Below are 20,189 nucleotides of genomic sequence, written 5' to 3' on the forward strand. Positions count from 1 at the left end.
TTAAGGTAGGCTGGTCGGATAGGTAAATAGCCACCAAGCCCTTATTCTGCTGCTATAAAGCGAGCGGCAATCTTATCGTAAAAACTGGTGCTGAGGAACCGTCGGAATGACCCTGCTGATTGTTATTATGATGTTTGCTGCCTATTTATTAGGCTCGGTGTCATCAGCAGTGCTGGTATGCCAGCTTTTTCGCCTGCCCGATCCCCGCTTTCACGGTTCAGGCAACCCAGGTGCTACTAACGTGTTACGCCTCGGCGGTGCCTTCCCGGCAGTACTGGTGTTGGTGTTTGATATATTAAAAGGCACTATTCCGGTCTGGGGCTCGTATTTTTTACAAATTGAACCCATCTGGCTTGGCGCTATCGCCATTTGTGCCTGTTTAGGCCACATTTACCCGGTGTTTTTCGGCTTTAAAGGTGGCAAGGCGGTGGCTACCGCGTTTGGCGCCATGATGCCAATAGGCTTGGATCTGGCCGGGCTGCTCATTGCCAGCTGGATTTTACTGGTGGCACTAAGTGGCTACTCGTCGTTAGCCGCTATTATTACTGTGGCATTAGCACCGCTGTTTACCTGGTGGATAAAGCCCTTATATACCATCCCGGTATTAATGCTGAGCATTTTGATTATTGCCCGCCATCGCCAGAATATTGTCCGGCTGTATCAGGGCAAAGAGAGCAAAGTGTGGGATAAATCTAAGCGCATTCGCGAGTGATTCTTTAGCGTTTCAATAATAAAACTCTTTTTATAAAAAACAAAGTTCCCAACGCAAGGTTGGAATCCGGCTTAAGCGGCTGGGCTTAAGGTTGCAACTCCCGCCCTGGCTCGCCACAGCAACTCGCTACCGCTTGCGCGTTCGCTCAGACACTCTGTGGCGCCCAGATCGGGATTCCAACCTTCCGCTTTTTAAGCGATTTATACCGGCGCTAATTCCTGCATTGGCCAACGTGGCGTTACACCAATGGTTAAATCTTGCTGCTGGCCAGCCTGCAAACGCTGACACCCGGCATAGGCAATCATTGCGCCATTATCCGTACAAAACTCTTTACGTGGATAATAGACTTCACCACCCCTGCGTTTTAATAATACCGCCAGCTGCTCCCGCAGCGACAGGTTAGCACTGACGCCACCGGCAATCACCAGCCGCTGAAAACCGGTTTGATCCAACGCCCGCTCGCATTTAATCACCAGGGTATCTACCACCGCTTGTTGAAACGAGGCGGCAATATCGGCCTGTACCTGCTCGCCGCTGCCTTCTTTAGCAATGACATTAGCCGCCGAAGTTTTCAGACCACTAAAACTAAAATCCAGCCCGGGCCGGTCAGTCATTGGCCGTGGGAACTTATATTTTTTACTGTCGCCGGTTAGTGCCAGTTTTGCCAGCAACGGGCCGCCCGGATAATCCAGGCCCATTAGTTTTGCGGTTTTATCAAACGCCTCACCGGCCGCGTCATCTATCGACTCGCCCAGCAACTCATACCGGCCAATACTCTCCACTCCAACCAGCTGAGTGTGGCCGCCGGATACCAGTAGCGCTAAAAAAGGAAACGGCGGTGGATTATCTTCCAACATGGGTGCTAATAAATGGCCTTCCATATGATGTACCGCCAGCGCTGGCCTCTGCCAGGCATAGGCCAGGCTGCGACCTATGGTAGCGCCGACCAGCAAGGCCCCGGCTAACCCAGGCCCGGCTGTATAGGCTACGCCATCAATATCACTGGCCGTTACGCCGGCTTGTTTAAGCGCCTGCTTAATCAATGGTAAGGTTTTTTTAACATGGTCGCGCGACGCCAGCTCAGGCACGACTCCGCCGTAATCAGCATGCAACGGGATCTGGCTATACAGCACATGGCTTAGCAGCCCTTTTTCACTATCATAAATAGCAATAGCCGTTTCATCACAGGATGTCTCTATACCTAATACGCGCATCGTCTTCCCAAAAATCGTGTTAAAAAATCAGCAAATAGTAGGATCTGGCCAGAAAGTTCAGGTACACTTGCCGGCCTTTAACGCGCGCATTGTATCGACTTCACCGTGTCAGAGCCAGAAGATCTGATTTAAGATCACTTATTCGCTTTACATTGGTAGGGGTTTTTGCGTAAAATGCCGCACCATTTTTAATCGTAATTGGTTACCGATAACCAAGTTTGACCGAGGTGAGAATTTAATGCCTGTTGTTAAAGTAAAAGAAAACGAACCCTTTGACGTAGCGTTACGTCGTTTTAAGCGCTCTTGTGAAAAAGCTGGCGTGTTGGCTGATGTTCGCGCAAAAGAATTTTACGAGAAGCCTACCTGGGTTCGTAAGCGCAAGAAAGCTGCAGCGGTAAAACGCCATGCTAAGAAGCTTTCTCGCGAAAATGCACGTCGGATCCGCCTGTACTAATTACAGTCATCCGGCGTTAACCTGCCTAATTGCTTATTGGCGATTTTAGCTGGCAGGTTCGCAACAAGGTTTCAGGCCGATATCTGCACACCGTGTTCTTTGAGCACGGTTTGTCTTTTTCTGGAAAGCATATAAAGGACATCAGTGGCAGGACAAATTCCGCGTCAGTTTATTGATGATCTGCTCGCCAGAACAGACATTGTAGAGCTGATTGACCAACGCGTACCCCTTAAAAAAGCAGGTAGTAAAAACTACTCTGCCTGTTGCCCGTTCCATAACGAAAAAAGCCCATCCTTTACTGTCAGCCCCGATAAACAGTTCTATCACTGTTTTGGTTGTGGCGCCCATGGTAATGCCATCAGCTTTATGATGGAGTTTGAGCAACTGGAGTTTGTCGAGGCCATTGAAGAACTGGCCAAGCAACTGCATATGGAGGTGCCGCGCGAACAGGGCAAAGGCCCAAGCCGCCCTGCCGCACAGGCCGATGACTACAGCTTAATGCAGCAAGCTGCCGACTATTACCAGCAACAACTGCAGCAACATGCTAATGGCCCGGCGGTGCAACAGTATTTGCAAAAGCGGGGCTTGTCAGCGCAAACCATTACTGATTTTCAGCTGGGCTATGCCCCGGATGGCTGGGATGGTGTATTAAAGCAATTAAGTAACGGCAAACCGCGGGCAGTGCGTGAACAGTTAATTGAGCTAAAGCTGGTTAACCGCAACGACAATGGCCGCGAATATGATTTTTTCCGCGACCGCTTAATGTTCCCTATTCATGATAAGCGGGGCCGGGTTATTGCCTTTGGTGGCCGTATTTTAAATGATGGCCAGCCCAAATATCTGAACTCGCCGGAAACCCGGCTGTTTCACAAAGGCCGCGAACTGTATGGCTTGTATCAGGTACGCCAGCAACCGGGTCATTTAAAGCAATTGTTGGTGGTTGAAGGTTACATGGACGTGGTCGCTCTGGCCGAGCACGATATCCGCTTTGCCGTAGCGTGTTTGGGCACCGCGACCACCTCAGATCAAATGCACACCCTGTTTCGCTACAGCCCGAAAGTAATTTGCTGTTACGACGGCGACCGGGCCGGCCGAGATGCAGCCTGGCGCGCCTTACAAAATGCCCTGCCGCAGTTAAAAGATGGGGTCGAACTGAATTTTGTGTTCCTGCCCGATGGCGAAGACCCCGATTCGTTGGTGCAAAAAGAAGGTAAAGCCGCTTTTATGGCCCGCTTAGAGCAGGCGCTGCCACTCAGTCAGTATTTGTTTGAACATTTACTGCAGGAGTTTGACGCCAATACCGACGGTGGTAAATCCGCGTTAATGGCCAAAGGCAGTGAACTAATCAAGCAAATTCCCAGTAGTTTTTATCAGGAAACGTTACAACAAAAGCTGGATAATTTGCTGGGCCGCTCGAGTGAGCGCTTAAAACCGGCCAGCACGAGGCAGCAAGCACGGCCTGCCCCGGCTACAATTAAAATGACGCCTATGCGTCGGGCTATTGCGTTGTTGCTGCAAACTCCTGAGCTGGTTAACGTTATGCCTTACACCCCGGAACTGGCCAGTGCCGATATTCCGGGCGTTAGTTTGTTACTGGCCGTGCAGCAGCATTTGGTCGATAAACCCGGGCTTAGCACCGCGCAATTGCTTGAATACTGGCGCGATCTGCCAGAGCATGCCATCCTGTTAAAACTGGCAGCCTGGCAACATCAGATCGAACCTGAGCAGCTTTCAGCGGAATTTCTGGATACGTTCCACTCTATTGAAGACCAATATCTGCAACAACGACTGGAAGCTCTGGAACGAAAAGATAAACTAAAACAACTGACCCAGGCCGAACAACATGAATATGTGCTGTTGCTAAAAGCACTGAAAAGCAAAAAACCGCGACCAGCAGGCTAACTCCGACTGGCTAGAAAAGCTTCGGTTTGTTATAATCGCTAGTTCGCATTTTTATATTAATCAACATTGGTGGAAGATAAGTCTCTATGGAGCAAAGTCCTCAGTCGCAGTTAAAACTCCTGATCATTAAAGGTAAAGAGCAAGGGTATCTTACTTTTGCCGAAGTTAACGATCACCTTCCACAAGACATTATCGACTCTGATCAGATCGAAGATATTATTCGAATGATCAATGATATGGGTATTCAGGTGTTTGAAAACGCGCCTGATGCCGATGATTTGATAATGGCTGATGCCTCAACAGATGAAGACGCCGCAGAAGAAGCCGCTCAGGCTTTAGTCAGTGTCGATAAAGAACTGGGCCGTACTACCGATCCGGTGCGGATGTACATGCGGGAAATGGGTACCGTTGAGCTTTTAACCCGTGAAGGCGAAATTGACATCGCCAAGCGGATTGAAGACGGCATTAATCAGGTGCAAACCTCGGTTGCTGAGTACCCGGAAGCCATTACTTACCTGTTGGAGCAATGGGATAAGTTTGAAGCGGAAGAAATTCGTTTAAGCGATATTGTCTCAGCCTTTATTGACCCGAACGAAATTGATGAAGCGCCGGTTATTGCCAGCCACATCGGTTCAGACGTGCCGGAAGATAAACAAGACGATGACAACGACGATGACAGCGACGATGACAGCGACGATGATTCTGAAGCCGACACCGGTCCGGATCCTGAAGAAGCACGGATAAAATTCGGCGAATTACGCGCTCAGTATGACGTTACCCGTAATTCTATCGAAAAAAATGGCCGCGAACACGCGACCACCAAAACAGAAATTGAAAAGCTCAGCGAAGTATTCCGCTGCTTCCGTTTAGTGCCCAAACAGTTCGATCGCCTGGTTAAAAACATGCGCGAAATGATGGACCGGGTACGGATCCAGGAACGGTTGTTAATGAAGCATTGCGTTGAATACGCCAAAATGCCGAAGAAAACTTTCGTAAAAGCGTTCACCGGCCATGAAACCTCAACCGCCTGGATTGATGCTGAAATTAAAGCGGGCAAAGGCTATTCAGTGCGTCTGCAGGAAATGCAGGAAGACTTAGTACGCAGCGTTGAAAAGCTGAAAAAAGTTGAAGAAGAAACCGGTTTAAGTATCTTTAAAATTAAAGACATTAACCGCCGCATGTCGATAGGTGAAGCGAAAGCCCGCCGCGCCAAGAAAGAAATGGTCGAGGCCAACTTGCGTCTGGTTATCTCTATCGCGAAAAAGTACACCAACCGTGGTTTGCAATTCCTGGATTTAATTCAGGAAGGTAATATCGGTCTGATGAAAGCGGTCGATAAGTTTGAATACCGTCGTGGTTATAAGTTTTCAACTTACGCCACCTGGTGGATCCGTCAGGCCATTACCCGTTCAATCGCCGACCAGGCGCGCACCATCCGTATTCCGGTGCATATGATTGAAACCATCAACAAGCTGAACCGTATTTCACGGCAGATGTTGCAGGAAATGGGTCGCGAACCGACACCAGAAGAATTGTCTGAACGGATGCAAATGCCAGAAGACAAAATTCGTAAGGTGTTAAAAATCGCCAAAGAGCCTATTTCAATGGAAACGCCAATTGGTGATGATGAAGACTCGCACTTAGGCGACTTTATTGAAGATGCCGGCGGTGAGTCACCGCTCGATTCTGCCACCATGGAAAGCCTGAAAAACGCTACCAATGAAGTGTTAGCCGGTTTAACCGCCCGCGAAGCTAAAGTACTGCGGATGCGTTTCGGTATCGATATGAACACCGATCACACCCTGGAAGAAGTAGGTAAACAATTTGACGTAACCCGCGAGCGGATCCGCCAAATTGAAGCCAAGGCACTGCGTAAACTGCGCCACCCTTCGCGCTCTGAAGTATTAAAAAGCTTCTTAGACGAATAAACGAACGCGGTAGCAACACCATCCCATAAAGGCGCCAGACGGCGCCTTTATTATTTAATAACAGCATAAAGCCTAAAAAAGCAGCAATTAACCATACTTAGCCTAATAAGCCGGATGACAAAGCACGTAAAAGTTTTTATACTGCACGCCGCTTTAACGCGAAAGAAGTTTAACGTGGCCCCATAGCTCAGTTGGTTAGAGCGCTCGACTCATAATCGATCGGTCGCTGGTTCGAGTCCAGCTGGGGCCACCATTTCAATCTTCGCTTTCATGTTCCCCACAGCGGACTATTCCCTCTTGCAGCTTAAGCTACTGCGCGTTCAACTCACACAAAGCAATGCTTTGTTACAACGCTCGTTTCACCCTGCTGGGGCCGCCATTTCAAACTACGCCTTTCTGTCAACTCTTTGTACACTATACCTTTTGCAGCTTTTCACCAACGATACTCATTTATTCAATAGGGAAATCGAGCTTATGCCAGGCTTTCATACCCCCTATTAAATTGCTGACATCTTTAAAGCCTGCTCTTAATAGAATACTCACCCCTACTCCGGCACGATGTCCCACGCCACAGGTGACGACTACAGGCCGCGTTTTATCTAAGGGTAGCTCATTGAGTTTATCGGCCAGATAGCCAACATAGCAATGAACCGCGCCGGGGATATGGCCACTGTCAAATTCGTCAATCTCGCGCACATCCAGTACTTGCGGTTTATTGCCTGCATGGTGCAGCGCCGCTGGCGTTATAGTCCCGCTGTGCTCAGTTTCCTGTGCGCCATCCCGCCAGCTTTCAAAACCACCTGCCAGGGCACCTTTTACATTATCCAGGCCAATATTACTTAAATGACGCACGGCAGTGTCCACATCGTCGTTGCGGTCGGTTACCAGACAAATTGCATTGTCGGCATCACCAACCCAACCACCAAATACTGGCAGGCCACCGAGCCAGATACTGAAACTGTCAGGAATATGACCACCGGCAAAAGCTTCCGGCAGGCGGGTATCGTAAATCAGGGCGTTTTGGGTCGTTTTATCGAAGTCAGCTGTCGATAATAAGCCGACATCACCATCTCGCAAGGCCGGGGGTAAGCCTCCTGCTAAATTAACCTTCTCCAAGTGTCGGAAATAAGGTGGCCTTGGCAGGCGTTCGCCGCCTTTTTTGCTCGCAAACTCCTGCCGCGACAGGGTAAACACATCGTTATAGGTTTTTTCATCACCAAGCGTTGACCAGCTTCGCTGTGCCATGCCACTGCCGCAAACCGAGCCCGGGCCATGGGCCGGCAGCACCAGAGCGGTATCGCCAAGACCGGCCAGTTTATTATGTACAGCATCATAAATACGCCCGGCATTTTCAACGGCTTTATCGCTATCTGGTAAGTCAGATCGACCGGTGTCACCGAAAAATAAGGTATCGCCGGTGAATATTGCCCACGCGCGGTCGGCATCATCATCTTTGTATACCGCATAACACATACTTTCCGGTGTATGACCGGGTGTGTGAAATGCGCGAATTAATAACTTGCCTATGTAAAAGGTGTCGCCGTCTTCAAGCCGGATATCGCCATGGCCAAAAGTTTTATGGTTGCCGTTAACAATGCTGGCGCCAGTGCGCTTGGCCAACCAGGCTGCGCCCATTACAAAATCTTCGTGGCGGTGGGTTTCGACAATATGGGTGATCCGGGTCTCCATCTGGCGGGCTGCATCAAGGTATTTTTGCACATGTCTGCTCGGGTCGACTAACATTGCCTGCTCACCGTCGGCCAGCAGCCAGGCATAATGCGCAATACCGGGGGTTTCTATTCGACGAAGTTCCATTGTAGCGGCCTCCTTTTAAATCACTCAAAACTTTTAATATCAATAAAAACTAAAATCTCCTTATCTTGAATATGCAAAATTAATACCCTGAAAGTTCTCTGTTAAAAAAACACATTCAATTTGAATCAAAAACCATTAAGCATCTGAATAATATGGTCAATTTAGAGATTTTTTTGCTAGTGACGGACACCTGACAATGGCGATGTACAGGTTTGCTATTCGCATTTCAAAATACGATGGTAATATTTACAACCTCAATAACAATGCTACGCTCTTGCTAAAGCATCATTTAGAACACGTTGTCTTTACCGCTTTTGCAAGGAATGGTCGAACGTGCATTGTTTAAAAGGAATACCCATGGAAAAACTTATCCTTTGTTTGCTGGTTGTAATTTCGCCTTTATATGCCGGAGGCAGCATGCCTGACGATTTAGTCATTATCCAAAAACCAATTACGTTCGATGACACGCGCAAAGCACTGACCCTGCAGTATATGCAGCAACGTTACGGTATGGTGCAGGATGAGCCAACTATTAAGCCTAAGATGGTGGTGGTGCACTGGACAGTGATCCCGACTTTTGAGCAAACCTTTAATGCGTTTAACCCGCCACAGCTGCCGGCTGCGCGCGACGGCATAAGGGCGGGAGGCAATTTAAATGTCTCCAGCCAATTTGTGATTGACCGCGATGGTACTATTTATCAGCTAATGCCAGAAACGACTATGGCGCGCCATACTATTGGCCTGAATTACACCGCTATTGGCATTGAAAATATTGCTGACGGTGACAGCCTGCCAATGACGGAGGCACAATTAGATGCCAATAGCCGGCTGATACGTTATTTAGCGGGAAAATACCCGATAGAGTATGTGCTGGGCCACAGCGAATACCACCGGTTTCGGGATACTGACTGGTGGAAAGAGACCGACAGCAGCTACTTTACCGAAAAAAACGACCCTGATCTTGCCTTTATGAACCGTTTGCGCAGCAAGTTAAGCGATTTATCACTAACACCACTGCCTTGAATTATTGCAAGTATTAAGGTTGAGCGCCTTTACGCCGTTGCTGTTTATCTTGATACATTGCGGCGTCGGCCTGGCTTAACAGTTTATCGCCATCTGTAATATCCCCTGGCTGCCATTGCACCAGCCCCAAGCTGGGACCGTTGTAATTCAGACTAAGGTTGCTTAGCGCGAAGCGGCCACTGGTGGCAGCGCGGATCCGCTGTACTAAATGCTCAGCCTGCTGCTCTGCGGAGCTACCTGCTGAAAACTGACATAACATCACAAATTCGTCGCCGCCGTGGCGGGCAGCAAAATCCCCGGTGCGCATCGCATTGCGGATCCGGTTTGCAAACTCCCGCAAAAACTCATCGCCGGTTTCATGGCCGTGGTTATCGTTTATGGCCTTAAACCCGTCTAAGTCGATAAACAGAATAAAAAAGCTGATTTGCTGACGTGCTGAGCGCGCCAACTGGCGGGCCAGTTCGTTAAATAAATAACGGCGGTTGGGCAGTGCCGTCAGGGCGTCGTGCTGTGCCTGATACTCCAGCTGCTGATTTACCCGGGTAAGCGCCTGATGGTCGGCCAGCCTGCTGGCCATAAGTGATAACGAATTACTGATTGCCGACAGCAATACCTTATTTTCAGACTCTGTTGCTGCAGAGGGGCTGAGCAGAGCAAAAATAGCTGCTGTCGGGGTGTATTCAGCAAATATCTTAAGCAAGATGGCATTTTGCCCAGGCACAAGTAAGGTATCAAATTGTTGCTGTACATCGTCTGATATGGTTATAGGGATGAGACTGCGCCGCCGGGTTTCGACGCTCAGTTCAGCGCGCAGCGTCGAGACCACCCGCTGCCAGGCTTGCTGATCAGGGGCAATGGCAACATAGTCATCGTTAACCAACTCAAAGGCGATTGCCTGACTACAAAAACCGCTTTCCATCATGTAACCCGCGGTCTGGTTCACCGTTAAACTCAGTGACTGCCCGCCGACGCAAAGCTCACTTATTCTGGCAAATAAGGTTACCCGGTTAAGCTCTGACTCGGCCTGCTCTGCTCTTTTCGCGACTAAGTTTGCCTGATCTTCGCGGATAAGCTGATGCGAGATAAGGTCGGCACACAGTTGCAGCAGTTCAGACAAATTCGACATGCCGGTCAGGGCAACATGATGCGAGCTGGCGCCACACAGGGTACCAAAAATACTGCCATCCTGATTTTTTACCGGCACACTAATATAGCTTTTTAACCCCAGTTCGCGGGCTGCGTCAGAATCGCCCCAGCAGCCTGCGACATCTTCGGTAACAAATTGCTGGCTTTCCAGTGCTCTTTTACACAGCGTATCCTGCCAGGGTACTGTAAGCTCTTCCGGCAGTGTTAACGCGCCGGCATTGTGGGCAATAAGGATATGCTGCACGCCGGCAGTTTCGTCAATGGCGGTAAGGTAGGTCGATTCCAGGCCGGTTATCCGCTGTAGCAGCGCTAGCAATGGCCGGGTTAACCCTTCAACGGTATTAGCAGTCGCCACAAACTGGGCCAGTTGTTCAAGCTGTTTGTCCATTGAAAATTCACTATATTAGGAAATTACATCTAACTAACAAGGCTTTAGTTAAGGTTAGTTGCTAACCGATAGTCTGACAATGTACCTTGCAGGTAATCTGAGGATATTATTCGGCGGCTAACTGATTAGCAAAATCGTGGTTTACATCGCGATGGCCGGCTTCATCGGCACGCACAGCAATAATCACCTCACGCAGGCGGGCATCAGCGGCTAAATTCCAGTAGTCAATGGCAACCTGAGGCGCCGGAACATTTTCAATGACCTGATTATCCACTTCCTGCAAGTAACAACTGTAACTGTATACCGCTTCCTCCTCAAAATACCCCACCAGCCGATGAGCAGTTTTTGCCGAAATAATATACAACAGTAAAAAACCACTAAAAAATATGCCCTGGGCCATCAGGATTAGGAACCGCTCAAACCAATTCGGTTTAGCAATCTGGATAAACGTCATCAGGTGCATTCGCTCGTTTTCGGCTTCGTCCAGTAGGGTGCGGATCCAGCCATGATCGTCCTCCATCCGACGTAAACTACGCATATGCCGCAGCATACCGGCCACCATACCCGGCACACCGGCTACCGTTTCCAGAATAACCGCCCGATGGCCATAGCGTTTGGCGAAAAACGTATCGGCGCAAAAACGCAGCATTTTGGTCAGCCGAAAGGCGATGCGGTCGGAGAAATTGGCAGGCGCGTGGTGTGAGGCTAAAGGATCGTCGCTGGCGTTATCATTTTTTGTTGTATCGTCAGGTGCGGACATCGGAAGCTCCCCTGCTGTGCATAATGAATAAACTGAAATGTTATTAAGGTGGCAGCATAACGCTTAACCCCGACTTAACTTCTTTATAAGCCGGGGTTGTTGCACCATCGCCTGGTATATTCAGGATTTTGGTGGAATACGCTCAAGTACCGCCAGCAGCAACTGCCAGTACTGGCCGACGGTTTCAATATTCACCATTTCATCCGGCCCATGCGGATAACGGATAGTCGGGCCAATCGACACCATATCCATATCAGGGTAGGGCTTTTTAAACAGACCACATTCTAAACCCGCGTGAATAACCATAATAACCGGCTGTTTCTGATAAATATCCTGATAAGTATCGTTAACGATTTTCATCACGGCCGAGTCCGGATCTGGCTTCCAACCCGGATAAGCCCCACTGAATGTGACTTCTGCCCCGGCCAGATCGGCCAGCGATGTTAACATGGTTTCGACATGCTCGCGGCCCGAGTCAATTAACGAGCGAATTAAGCACAGAACCTGCACCTGATTGCTACTGGTACTGATAACGCCCATATTCAGCGAGGTTTCGGTAACACCAGGTACATCGTCACTCATGCGCATTACCCCATTCGGACAGGCATGCAGCAGGTTTAATACCGCTTGCTGGCTACTGACAGTCATGACCTGTTGCGGCACACTGGTTTCGGCCAGACTAAACTTAATGGCAGGCTCTACGGCTGCCAGTTCGGTTTGGACTAACTGTTCAAAAAAACGCATTTTTTGCTGCAGCAAGTCAACTTTATTGGCAGGCAGACACAACGTTACCGCTGCTTCGCGCGGAATGGCGTTGCGAAGCGAACCGCCGGTTAACTCAGATAGCTGCAACTGTAACTCACGCGCTTCAGCGACTAAAAACCGTGCCAAAAGCTTGTTGGCGTTGCCCCGGCCCAAATGAATATTCACGCCGGAATGGCCGCCTTTTAAGCCGCTCAGGCTAATTTTCACCGCCTGGCTATTTTCAGCAACACTCTGCCAGCTAACGGGCAGGTTAAACTGGGCATCTACCCCACCGGCGCAGCCCATGTATATTTCACCTTCCTGCTCTGAATCGGTGTTGATTAATATCTCCGCCTCCAGCATACCCGGTTCCAGGCCAAAAGCGCCGGTCATGCCGGCTTCTTCATCAATGGTTAGCAGCACTTCCAGTGGCCCGTGCTTAATCTCATTGCTGCCCAGGATTGCCAGCGCGGATGCCATACCAATACCATTGTCTGAACCCAGGGTAGTACCATTGGCAGTAACCCAGTCGCCATCAATGTAAGCGTCGATAGGGTCTTTAGTGAAATCATGCGCTTTATCGGCATTTTTTTGCGGCACCATATCCAAATGGGCCTGAATAACCACAGGTTTACGGTTTTCCATGCCTGCGGTAGCCGGCTTTTTGATAATAAGGTTGCCAACCTTGTCTTCCACCACAACTAACCCAAGCTCGCGGGCCCAGGTTTGAATATGCTGGCTTAATGCCTGTTCGTGTTTTGATGGGTGAGGAATGGCACAAATTTGTTCAAACCATTGCCATAGTGGTTGTGGATATAAATCACGTAATGCAGCCACGAAAAACTCCTGAAAAGGGTGAGCGATGCGAAAATTTTCGCCAGTTTAGCATAAGCAGCACTGCACGTTGAACCACACCTGATGCACATCAGGCACTACTGTAAAGCTGCGCTTCCACTAAAAAGGCTGCGCTGCCAGTGGTTCAGGCAGAGCGTCAGCATCAGGGCGTGCTAAGTTTGAATACCAGACGACTCACTATAAATTCGGCAGGTTTTATCAGGGCAAAACCTATTGCTATTACCAGCTGCTGCTGGTCGATATCATGCTGGCTCATGCTCTGCCCCAGGCCACAACGAACAAAGAATGCCTCGCTGGGCTTTGCGCCTTGCATAGCGCCAGCCCGGAATAACGTCAGCATAAAATTGTTTATGCTACTTTGTACGGCCTGCCATAATGGCTGGTCATTCGGTTCAAACACCGCCCACTGCAGGCTTTGCAAAATACTTTGCTCGATGAACATGGCAGTGCGCCTTGCCGAGATATAGCGCCACTGTGGGTCGGTCTGGCTGGCCAGAGTGCGGGCCCCCCAAATTACCGTGCCCACCCGGGGTAAGGTTCTAATGCAATTGATACCCAAAGGGTTAAGTTGTTGTTGAACGCTGTCATCAACATTTAACGCCAGTCCGGTAATACCCATTAATTTAGCGGTAACGCCGGCTGGCGCTTTCCACACCCCATAACGGACATCATTACGACAGTATAAACCGGCAGCCACGGGCGCTGGTGGCACGGCCAGGACACCCTTTGCCAGCGGGTTGGTCATTGTTAACCAGGGATAATACATTGCGGCAAAGCTGGATGCAGGTAAACCCAGGGCACTGACAGCGGCTGCACTGCTCAGTTGCAGCTCAGCAGCCAATTCTAACAGTAACATGCAGTGACGTTGTTGCTGGCAAAACGCCAGGCTGGCGTTAATTATCGCATTACTCTGTGCATGTTTGTTGCTTTGCCAATGCTGGCCGGGCAGCAGCATCAGGCTGTAATCAGCCAACTTTGCCAGCACGGTCTGATAGAACCGGTTGTAGTCGTTTACCGTCAGAGCGGCAAGGTCATTCTCGTTATCCGGGCTGGTCAGACGGCAAATATAGGCATCTTTACCACCATTACCAAAAAATGCCATTACGGCCAGGGTCATGGCATCAGGTTGCCTACGCTGCTCTGCCGCTGCAGTGCCTTGAAACAGCCGCTGATACTCCGCAAAACCCGAAATCAAAACTGGCTGATTAAGCGGGCCTGTTTCAGTACAGCCGACCAAAGCAACCACGCTGGTCGGCACTGTTGTTACGGGTTTCGGGCTGGCAGGTACTTCAGCAGTATAAATACCGGGCCGGATATAGTCTGGCATGATGTAACTTCCCAATGTTACAGGCTCAGGCTTAAAGATAGTTAGTAAAAACCACTATGGCTATCGTCAAACCGGGTAAATTCGCTGGCTTTAGTCGCCTTAGCCACCAGATGCCGGTAATATGTACTGCTAACATCGAGATATCCCGAAGCAGGGTGGAGCAGTATTAGTGAGCAGAGCACATTATCTGAAAATTAGCATTCTCGTTTTACTTTTTGGCTGTCTCGGTTATGTGACACTATCAAGCAATGAACTGGACCAACGCTACGGTGAAGCTAGCGCGAATAACAGAGCAGCAGCGACCGTTGTTAGCGAAGCGCAAACGGAATTATATCAACAACTGGCAAAACCCATTATTGAGCGGCGCTGTGTGGTCTGCCATGCCTGTTATGACGCCCCGTGCCAGCTAAAAATGAGCTCGGCGGCCGGCATAGCACGTGGTGCCAACCCGGATTTAGTGTACGATGGCGCCCGCTTAACGGCGGCCTCGCCTAACCGGTTATTTATTGATGCATCAGGCCCGTCAGAATGGCGCCAGCGCGGGTTTCACCCGGTATTAAATGAACGACAGCAAACCGTAGAGGCGAATATTGAGGGATCTTTGCTGGCGCAAATGTTGTTGCTCAAACAACAACACCCACTACCGGCTGAAAAAGTACTGGATGATCGCTTTGACGTCAGCCTTGGTCGCGAACAACAATGCACGACTATAGAACAATTTGATAGCTATGCTAAAAAGCAGCCCATGGCAGGCATGCCTTATGGTCTGCCCGGTTTGGCAGCAGATGAGCATGCCACCCTGATTGACTGGCTGGCGCAGGGGGCAGCCATGCCCGAAACCTTGCAACTTACTGCCACTGATCAGCAGGCCGTAAACAAGCTGGAGCAGTTTTTAAATGCCGATAGCCTGAAAATGCAACTGAGCGCCCGCTATATTTACGAGCATTTATTTGCTTCGCATTTGTATTTTGAGGCGTTGACGACAGCAGATAAGCAGCCGCAATTTTATGTGTTGCTTCGGTCTGCCACGCCACCCGGCCAACCAGTACAGGTAATTGCCAGCCGCCGGCCATTTGATGATCCGGGCGTTGACAGGGTGTATTATCGGATGCAACCGGTGGTGTCGAGTATCGTGCATAAAACGCATCAGCCATACGCCATTAATGATGAATTGCTGACTAAGTGGCAGCAGTGGTTTACCGATGCAGACTATGAGGTAGCAACCCTGCCTGGATATCAACCCCAGATTGCCGCTAACCCACTAACCGCCTTTGCCCAACTGCCGGTGAATGCCCGTTACCGCTTTATGCTGGAACGGGCCGAACATACTATTATGGGTTACATAAAAGGCCCTGTGTGCCGGGGGCAAGTTGCCCTTAACGTTATTAACGACCATTTCTGGGTCTACTTTGTCGACCCCGAAATCATCAGCTCAGCTAAGCTTGATACGTTTTATCAGAGCCAACAAGCAAACCTACGGTTACCTGCAGAAGATGAAAGCACCACCCTGCCCACCCACTGGCTGGCTTTTGCCAAGCGCCAGGGCAACTATTTGCGAGCGCGCAATGAATTTATGGCTGAAGCAGTGGACAGCGGGCGCTACCTTACGCCAGCATCCATCTGGAATGGCGAAGGTGAAAATCAGAACGCCAGCCTGACAGTGTTTCGTCATTTTGATAATGCCACCGTGGTTAAGGGCCTGATTGGCGCACCACCGAAAACGGCCTGGGTTATTGATTATGTGCTGCTGGAGCGCATTCACTATTTGCTGGTAGCAGGCTTTGATGTGCACGGCAACTTTGGTCATCAGTTAATGACCCGCCTGTACATGGACTTTTTGCGAATGGAAGGGGAGTCAAACTTTCTGGCCTTTTTACCACCGGCGCAGCGTCGGGCAGAACTGGCTAACTGGTACCAAAACTCAGCGCCGGAGTTAAGCCAGTTTCTTAATGACGATATTAACGACTTTACTCAGCCAAGCGGCATTAGCTTCAGCACAGATAACCAGAAAGCAGAGCTGTACCAGCTGTTTGGCCAACACCTGCAACAGGTGCAGCCTGCTAAACACCAGCTTGCCAACAGCACACTGAGCAATAGTAGTACGCAATTACTGCAACAGCTTGCTCAGTTAACCGGTGTGCCGGCCACCACCATGCCGGAAGTGACTATGATGATGATCACCCCAACGGATGGCAGCGAGCCGGAGCTTTTTACTCTAATCCGCAACAGTGCCCATTTTAATGTCAATAGCCTGTTTGCCGAGGAAGATAACCGTGATCCGGCAAACGATAATATGACTCTGGTGCATGGTTTGCTTGGCAGCTACCCTGATGCTTTCTGGTATGTGCAGGAGACTGATATTGCTCAATTAGTCGCAGCAGCACAGCGCATTAGTAATGAACAGGATTATGCCGCTCTGCTTGATCAGTTCGGCGTCCGGCGCACTAATCCAAATTTCTGGACATTTAGTGATAACATTAATGCCTTGTTCCAACATCGAAACCCAGTCACCGGGGGCTGGCTGGATTACAATCGGCTGGAAAACCGTTAAGCCAATGCTATAAAAGCTGGAGCACAACCTAAATTTACGAGCTGCCGGAGCAGGACAATGAGATTAAGCATTTTTACCAGCGCCATAGTGTTCACCATGCTAAGTATGGTTTGCCAGGCGCAAAGCATCGCTGCCAGCAACATGGGCGTGCCAAACAACTTAACATTAGCTGAGGCCAACAAACTGGTCAGCTTACCGCTGCATTGTGTCGAAACCCCCTACCCTTATAAAACCGGAGTGACACTTGCCAGCGCAGCAGATGTGAAAGAACCCAGAGCCATGCATCCGGTGTTTTATGGCTGCTTTGACTGGCACAGTGCAGTTCATGGTTATTGGTCCATGGTAACGCTACTGCGCCAATTTCCAGAGCTGGAGCAGGCCGCACTAATAAAAGCGATTTTAAAACGCAATTTAACTGCTGATAAGGTCGCGCAGGAAGTGGCGTTTTTCAATAAAGATATTAATGCGTCGTTCGAGCGGACCTATGGCTGGGCCTGGTTACTGAAATTGTCAGACGAACTGCATGGCTGGCAGGACCCCTTGGCTGCAGAACTTGCTGCCAATCTGCAACCACTGGCTGATCTGATTGTAAAACGCTACGCTGACTTTTTACCGCGCTTGCTATATCCCATCAGGGTGGGTGAGCACAGCAACACCGCCTTTGGTTTAAGTTTTGCTTATGACTATGCCGTTAACCATCAACTCACCGGGCTGCAGCAGCTGATAACGCAGCGCGCCAAAGCGTATTATTTGCAGGATAGCAACTGCCCCATTAATTGGGAGCCCAGTGGTTTTGATTTTATCTCACCGTGCCTGGAAGAAATTGGCCTTATGCAGCGTATTTTACCTGCCAAACAGTTTTTACCCTGGTTGCAGCGTTTTATGCCGCAACTGGCTAACGCAGATTACCAGCTGGCAGTGGGTAAAGTCAGTGATCGCAGCGACGGCAAGCTGGTGCATTTAGACGGCCTGAACTTTAGCCGTGCCTGGAATTTATACGCCCTGGCAAACCAGTATCCGCAGTATGCGCACTTACGCAGTGTTGCCGATCAACACCTGGCACACTCCTACCCGAACCTGATTGGCGATAGCTATGAAGGCGGCCACTGGTTGGGTAGTTTTGCCATACATGCTTTAAATAGCGCTAAGCCGTAAAGGATCCTGATGAAAATTATCGTTAAAAGTTTACTGAAAGGCCTGGCTATTATTCTGCCACTGGTGATCACCATTGAAGTGTTGCGCTGGCTGTTAAGCATGGTTGAAAACGTTCTGGCACCGCTGCTGCAGCTGATACTGCCCGGCGAGTGGTATTTGCCCGGTATGGCCATTCTTGGGTTTGTTTTAATTTGTATTGCCATTGGCTACAGTACCCGCTGGCCAAGCCTGGATTGGCTATGGCAATTACCCGGCAAAGTTCTGATGAAACTACCGGGCACCAAACAGGTTTACGGCATCCTGCAGGATATTATTGATGTGATGTCCGGTAAAAACTTTACTGATGGTTCAGTGGTGCTGGTTAAGCTACCCACCTCAGAGATTGAGCTGATCGGTATTGTGACCAAACAGGGCGGCCAACCCAATGATCGTATGTCTTCTTTAATGCAGGAAGATCAGCTGGCGGTATTTATGCCCATGGCCTACAACGTGGGGGGCTACACCATTATTGTGCCGCGCAGTTGCACCCGCAATATTGACATGAAGCCGGCCGAAGCGCTGCAGCTGGTATTAAGCGGTGGCCTTGGCAGTAATAAAGCGCCCGGTAAAAACCTTTAGACCGGGCACGTTGCTTTGCTAGCCCAGCAGCATCCACAGTGCCACGCCAAACATCAGGCTGGCGCCAATCCGGTTTAAATACTGCACCCGGTTAGACCGGGTTAAGAACAACGCCAAAGCTTTACCACCGCTGGCGTACAGCAGCATCGACAAAAACTCCAGCAGCAGAATAATGCTGATTAAAATAACCAGCTGTGGCCAGAAAGCCAGCTGGCTGTCAATAAACGGCGGCAACAGCGCCATATGAAAAGCCCAGCCTTTCGGGTTAGACACGGCGGTAATAAAACCCTGACTAAATAAGGTACGCCGGGGCAGCAGTTGTGGCACCAGCCCGGCGGTTGGTATTGCTAACTTACCTCTCGCCCGCCACATTTGAATGCCAATATAGGTTAGATAGCAAGCACCGAGCACCTTAAACCACTGAAATACCGTGGGAAACTTCAGCATTAATGCCGCGACACCCAGCACTGCTAACACCGCGACCAGGCCAACTCCCAGCATCTCGCCCCACATCATCCAGAAGGTACGGCGCACGCCCTGGCTCATGCCCAGCGTCATCGCCAGCGTCATACACATACCCGGTGTCACCGACACAAATAAAAACGTCGGAATAAAAGCGCCCATCAGGGCCAGATTAACCATAGCAACCTCAACTGCAAACTGGCGCTATTCTCTCTGGTTGTTCCGCACTCAGCAAGAGGCTTGGGCAGAGATTTTATGGTGTTGAGCGCAGTAGCGTCGACGGCCTTGAATCAGTACGTATCTTTTGAATTTTTTGCTATGTTGCGCTATACGCACCACCCTGCTATGCTGCGTATAACGCAACACCCACTAAAGCTAGTGACGCCATGATTAAAAGCTTTAAGCACAAGGGGTTAAAGAAGTACTTCGAAACCGGTTCTACAGCAGGCATCGACCCAAAACAAGCGAAGAAAATAAGTACCCGCCTTAGCGTACTGGAGCTGGCCAAAGAGATTAATGATATCGATCTGCCCGGCTTTTTTTTGCATCCGCTAACCGGGGATCGCAAAGGCCAATGGTCAATAACCGTTACCGGAAACTGGCGTATTACTTTTGAGCTTAATGACGGTGATGTTTACATCGTCAACTATGAGGATTATCACTGATGGCTACCATGTATAACCCGCCTCATCCAGGTGAACTGATTAAAGAAACCATGGAAGCACTGGATGTCAGCGCCCGTAAACTGGCCTTGGCATTGGATGTTGCTCCCTCCACCGTACAAAGGTTGATAAGCGGTAAATCTGATATTTCTCCGGAAATGGCTATTCGTCTCGCAGCTGTGATCGGCAGCTCGGAACGTGTCTGGATGGGCATGCAAGATGCTTATGATTTGTGGCATGCCAGACAGAAAATAGATACCTCTAAGTTACAACGGCTATGTGGCGCCTAGCCAAAGTGCTTAACTGGTTTAGCCAACAGCAAAACAAAGCCATAGCGCCAGAGATAGCCGAAGTCACACAAGTCACCATGCAGGTCAATATCGCCAGAGCATTAAGCGAGCTGCAACCCGACATCCATCACGAGTTTATGCAAATTCAGGAAGAGCTTGCGGAGTATCGTTGAACCAAATTTG

Annotated in this window: 18 protein-coding genes and 1 tRNA gene; 12 read left to right on the forward strand and 7 right to left on the reverse strand. The window is 49.7% G+C overall.

What is annotated here, in order from left to right; all coding sequences use genetic code 11:
• The first annotated feature begins 106 nt into the window (after window positions 1-106).
• Complete coding sequence (gene plsY, locus B2X65_RS16345; RefSeq protein WP_290614431.1) at window positions 107-712, forward strand: glycerol-3-phosphate 1-O-acyltransferase PlsY; 606 nt, start codon at window positions 107-109, stop codon at window positions 710-712.
• 200 nt (window positions 713-912) lie between these two features.
• Here plsY and tsaD read toward each other — a convergent pair whose 3' ends face one another.
• Window positions 913-1,926, reverse strand: coding sequence for a tRNA (adenosine(37)-N6)-threonylcarbamoyltransferase complex transferase subunit TsaD (gene tsaD / locus B2X65_RS16350; protein WP_290614433.1), 1,014 nt, complete (start codon window positions 1,924-1,926; stop codon window positions 913-915).
• Window positions 1,927-2,164: 238 nt separating this feature from the next.
• Here tsaD and rpsU point away from each other — a divergent pair, with 238 nt between their 5' ends.
• The 4 genes from rpsU (at window position 2,165) to B2X65_RS16370 (ending at window position 6,463) form a co-directional block, all read left to right on the forward strand.
• Window positions 2,165-2,380 carry a 30S ribosomal protein S21 gene (gene rpsU / locus B2X65_RS16355; RefSeq protein ID WP_019675131.1) on the forward strand — a complete coding sequence of 72 codons (216 nt, stop codon included), beginning with the start codon at window positions 2,165-2,167 and terminating at the stop codon, window positions 2,378-2,380.
• A 144-nt stretch (window positions 2,381-2,524) separates the two neighbouring features.
• Window positions 2,525-4,282: a DNA primase gene (dnaG, locus tag B2X65_RS16360; RefSeq protein ID WP_290614434.1), complete on the forward strand. Its 1,758-nt coding sequence runs from the start codon at window positions 2,525-2,527 to the stop codon at window positions 4,280-4,282.
• Between the two features lie 86 nt (window positions 4,283-4,368).
• A complete protein-coding gene (gene rpoD / locus B2X65_RS16365) occupies window positions 4,369-6,210 on the forward strand; it encodes an RNA polymerase sigma factor RpoD (RefSeq protein ID WP_290614436.1) in 1,842 nt (613 codons plus the stop codon).
• Window positions 6,211-6,386: 176 nt separating this feature from the next.
• Window positions 6,387-6,463, forward strand: a tRNA-Ile gene (locus B2X65_RS16370).
• A gap of 197 nt (window positions 6,464-6,660) precedes the next feature.
• Here B2X65_RS16370 and B2X65_RS16375 read toward each other — a convergent pair.
• Window positions 6,661-8,025, reverse strand: coding sequence for a rhodanese-like domain-containing protein (locus B2X65_RS16375; RefSeq protein WP_290614438.1), 1,365 nt, complete (start codon window positions 8,023-8,025; stop codon window positions 6,661-6,663).
• A 357-nt stretch (window positions 8,026-8,382) separates the two neighbouring features.
• On the opposite strand from B2X65_RS16375, the gene B2X65_RS16380 reads away from it, so the two are divergent.
• Entirely contained in the window at window positions 8,383-9,048 is a 666-nt protein-coding gene (locus tag B2X65_RS16380; RefSeq protein ID WP_290614440.1) for a peptidoglycan recognition protein family protein, read from the forward strand.
• Between the two features lie 13 nt (window positions 9,049-9,061).
• On the opposite strand, the gene B2X65_RS16385 is transcribed toward B2X65_RS16380, so the two are convergent.
• The 4 genes from B2X65_RS16385 to B2X65_RS16400 all read right to left on the reverse strand — a co-directional run bounded on the left by B2X65_RS16385 (window position 9,062) and on the right by B2X65_RS16400 (window position 14,268).
• Window positions 9,062-10,582: a sensor domain-containing diguanylate cyclase gene (locus tag B2X65_RS16385; protein WP_290614442.1), complete on the reverse strand. Its 1,521-nt coding sequence runs from the start codon at window positions 10,580-10,582 to the stop codon at window positions 9,062-9,064.
• Window positions 10,583-10,688: 106 nt separating this feature from the next.
• The gene (locus B2X65_RS16390; RefSeq protein WP_290614444.1) at window positions 10,689-11,342 is read right to left on the reverse strand and encodes an alternative oxidase; all 654 of its coding nucleotides are present in this window, start codon (window positions 11,340-11,342) and stop codon (window positions 10,689-10,691) included.
• Window positions 11,343-11,462: 120 nt separating this feature from the next.
• Window positions 11,463-12,923: an aminoacyl-histidine dipeptidase gene (locus tag B2X65_RS16395; protein ID WP_290614445.1), complete on the reverse strand. Its 1,461-nt coding sequence runs from the start codon at window positions 12,921-12,923 to the stop codon at window positions 11,463-11,465.
• Window positions 12,924-13,083: 160 nt separating this feature from the next.
• Complete coding sequence (locus B2X65_RS16400; protein ID WP_290614446.1) at window positions 13,084-14,268, reverse strand: phage tail sheath family protein; 1,185 nt, start codon at window positions 14,266-14,268, stop codon at window positions 13,084-13,086.
• A gap of 169 nt (window positions 14,269-14,437) precedes the next feature.
• On the opposite strand from B2X65_RS16400, the gene B2X65_RS16405 reads away from it, so the two are divergent.
• The 3 genes from B2X65_RS16405 to B2X65_RS16415 are packed head-to-tail and all read left to right on the forward strand — an operon-like array spanning window position 14,438 to window position 18,592.
• Entirely contained in the window at window positions 14,438-16,819 is a 2,382-nt protein-coding gene (locus tag B2X65_RS16405; RefSeq protein WP_290614448.1) for a fatty acid cis/trans isomerase, read from the forward strand.
• A gap of 57 nt (window positions 16,820-16,876) precedes the next feature.
• Window positions 16,877-17,974 carry a DUF2891 domain-containing protein gene (locus B2X65_RS16410; RefSeq protein ID WP_290614451.1) on the forward strand — a complete coding sequence of 366 codons (1,098 nt, stop codon included), beginning with the start codon at window positions 16,877-16,879 and terminating at the stop codon, window positions 17,972-17,974.
• Between the two features lie 9 nt (window positions 17,975-17,983).
• Complete coding sequence (locus B2X65_RS16415) at window positions 17,984-18,592, forward strand: DUF502 domain-containing protein (RefSeq protein WP_290614454.1); 609 nt, start codon at window positions 17,984-17,986, stop codon at window positions 18,590-18,592.
• Window positions 18,593-18,610: 18 nt separating this feature from the next.
• Here the strand turns inward: B2X65_RS16415 and B2X65_RS16420 are convergent, their stop codons facing one another.
• On the reverse strand, window positions 18,611-19,234 hold the full coding sequence (locus tag B2X65_RS16420) for a LysE family translocator (RefSeq protein WP_290614457.1): 624 nt from the start codon (window positions 19,232-19,234) through the stop codon (window positions 18,611-18,613).
• A 206-nt stretch (window positions 19,235-19,440) separates the two neighbouring features.
• Here B2X65_RS16420 and B2X65_RS16425 point away from each other — a divergent pair, with 206 nt between their 5' ends.
• Genes B2X65_RS16425 through B2X65_RS16435 form a run of 3 tightly spaced genes read left to right on the forward strand, consistent with a single transcriptional unit; the run spans window position 19,441 to window position 20,179 of the window.
• Window positions 19,441-19,719: a type II toxin-antitoxin system RelE/ParE family toxin gene (locus tag B2X65_RS16425; RefSeq protein ID WP_290614459.1), complete on the forward strand. Its 279-nt coding sequence runs from the start codon at window positions 19,441-19,443 to the stop codon at window positions 19,717-19,719.
• The gene (locus B2X65_RS16430; protein ID WP_290614461.1) at window positions 19,719-20,006 is read left to right on the forward strand and encodes a HigA family addiction module antitoxin; all 288 of its coding nucleotides are present in this window, start codon (window positions 19,719-19,721) and stop codon (window positions 20,004-20,006) included. The genes B2X65_RS16425 and B2X65_RS16430 overlap by 1 nt, the downstream gene beginning before the upstream one ends.
• The gene (locus B2X65_RS16435; protein ID WP_290614463.1) at window positions 19,994-20,179 is read left to right on the forward strand and encodes a hypothetical protein; all 186 of its coding nucleotides are present in this window, start codon (window positions 19,994-19,996) and stop codon (window positions 20,177-20,179) included. The genes B2X65_RS16430 and B2X65_RS16435 overlap by 13 nt, the downstream gene beginning before the upstream one ends.
• The last annotated feature ends 10 nt before the right edge of the window (window positions 20,180-20,189 follow it).

Source organism: Arsukibacterium sp. UBA3155, from assembly GCA_002364615.1.
Lineage (GTDB): Bacteria > Pseudomonadota > Gammaproteobacteria > Enterobacterales > Alteromonadaceae > Alishewanella.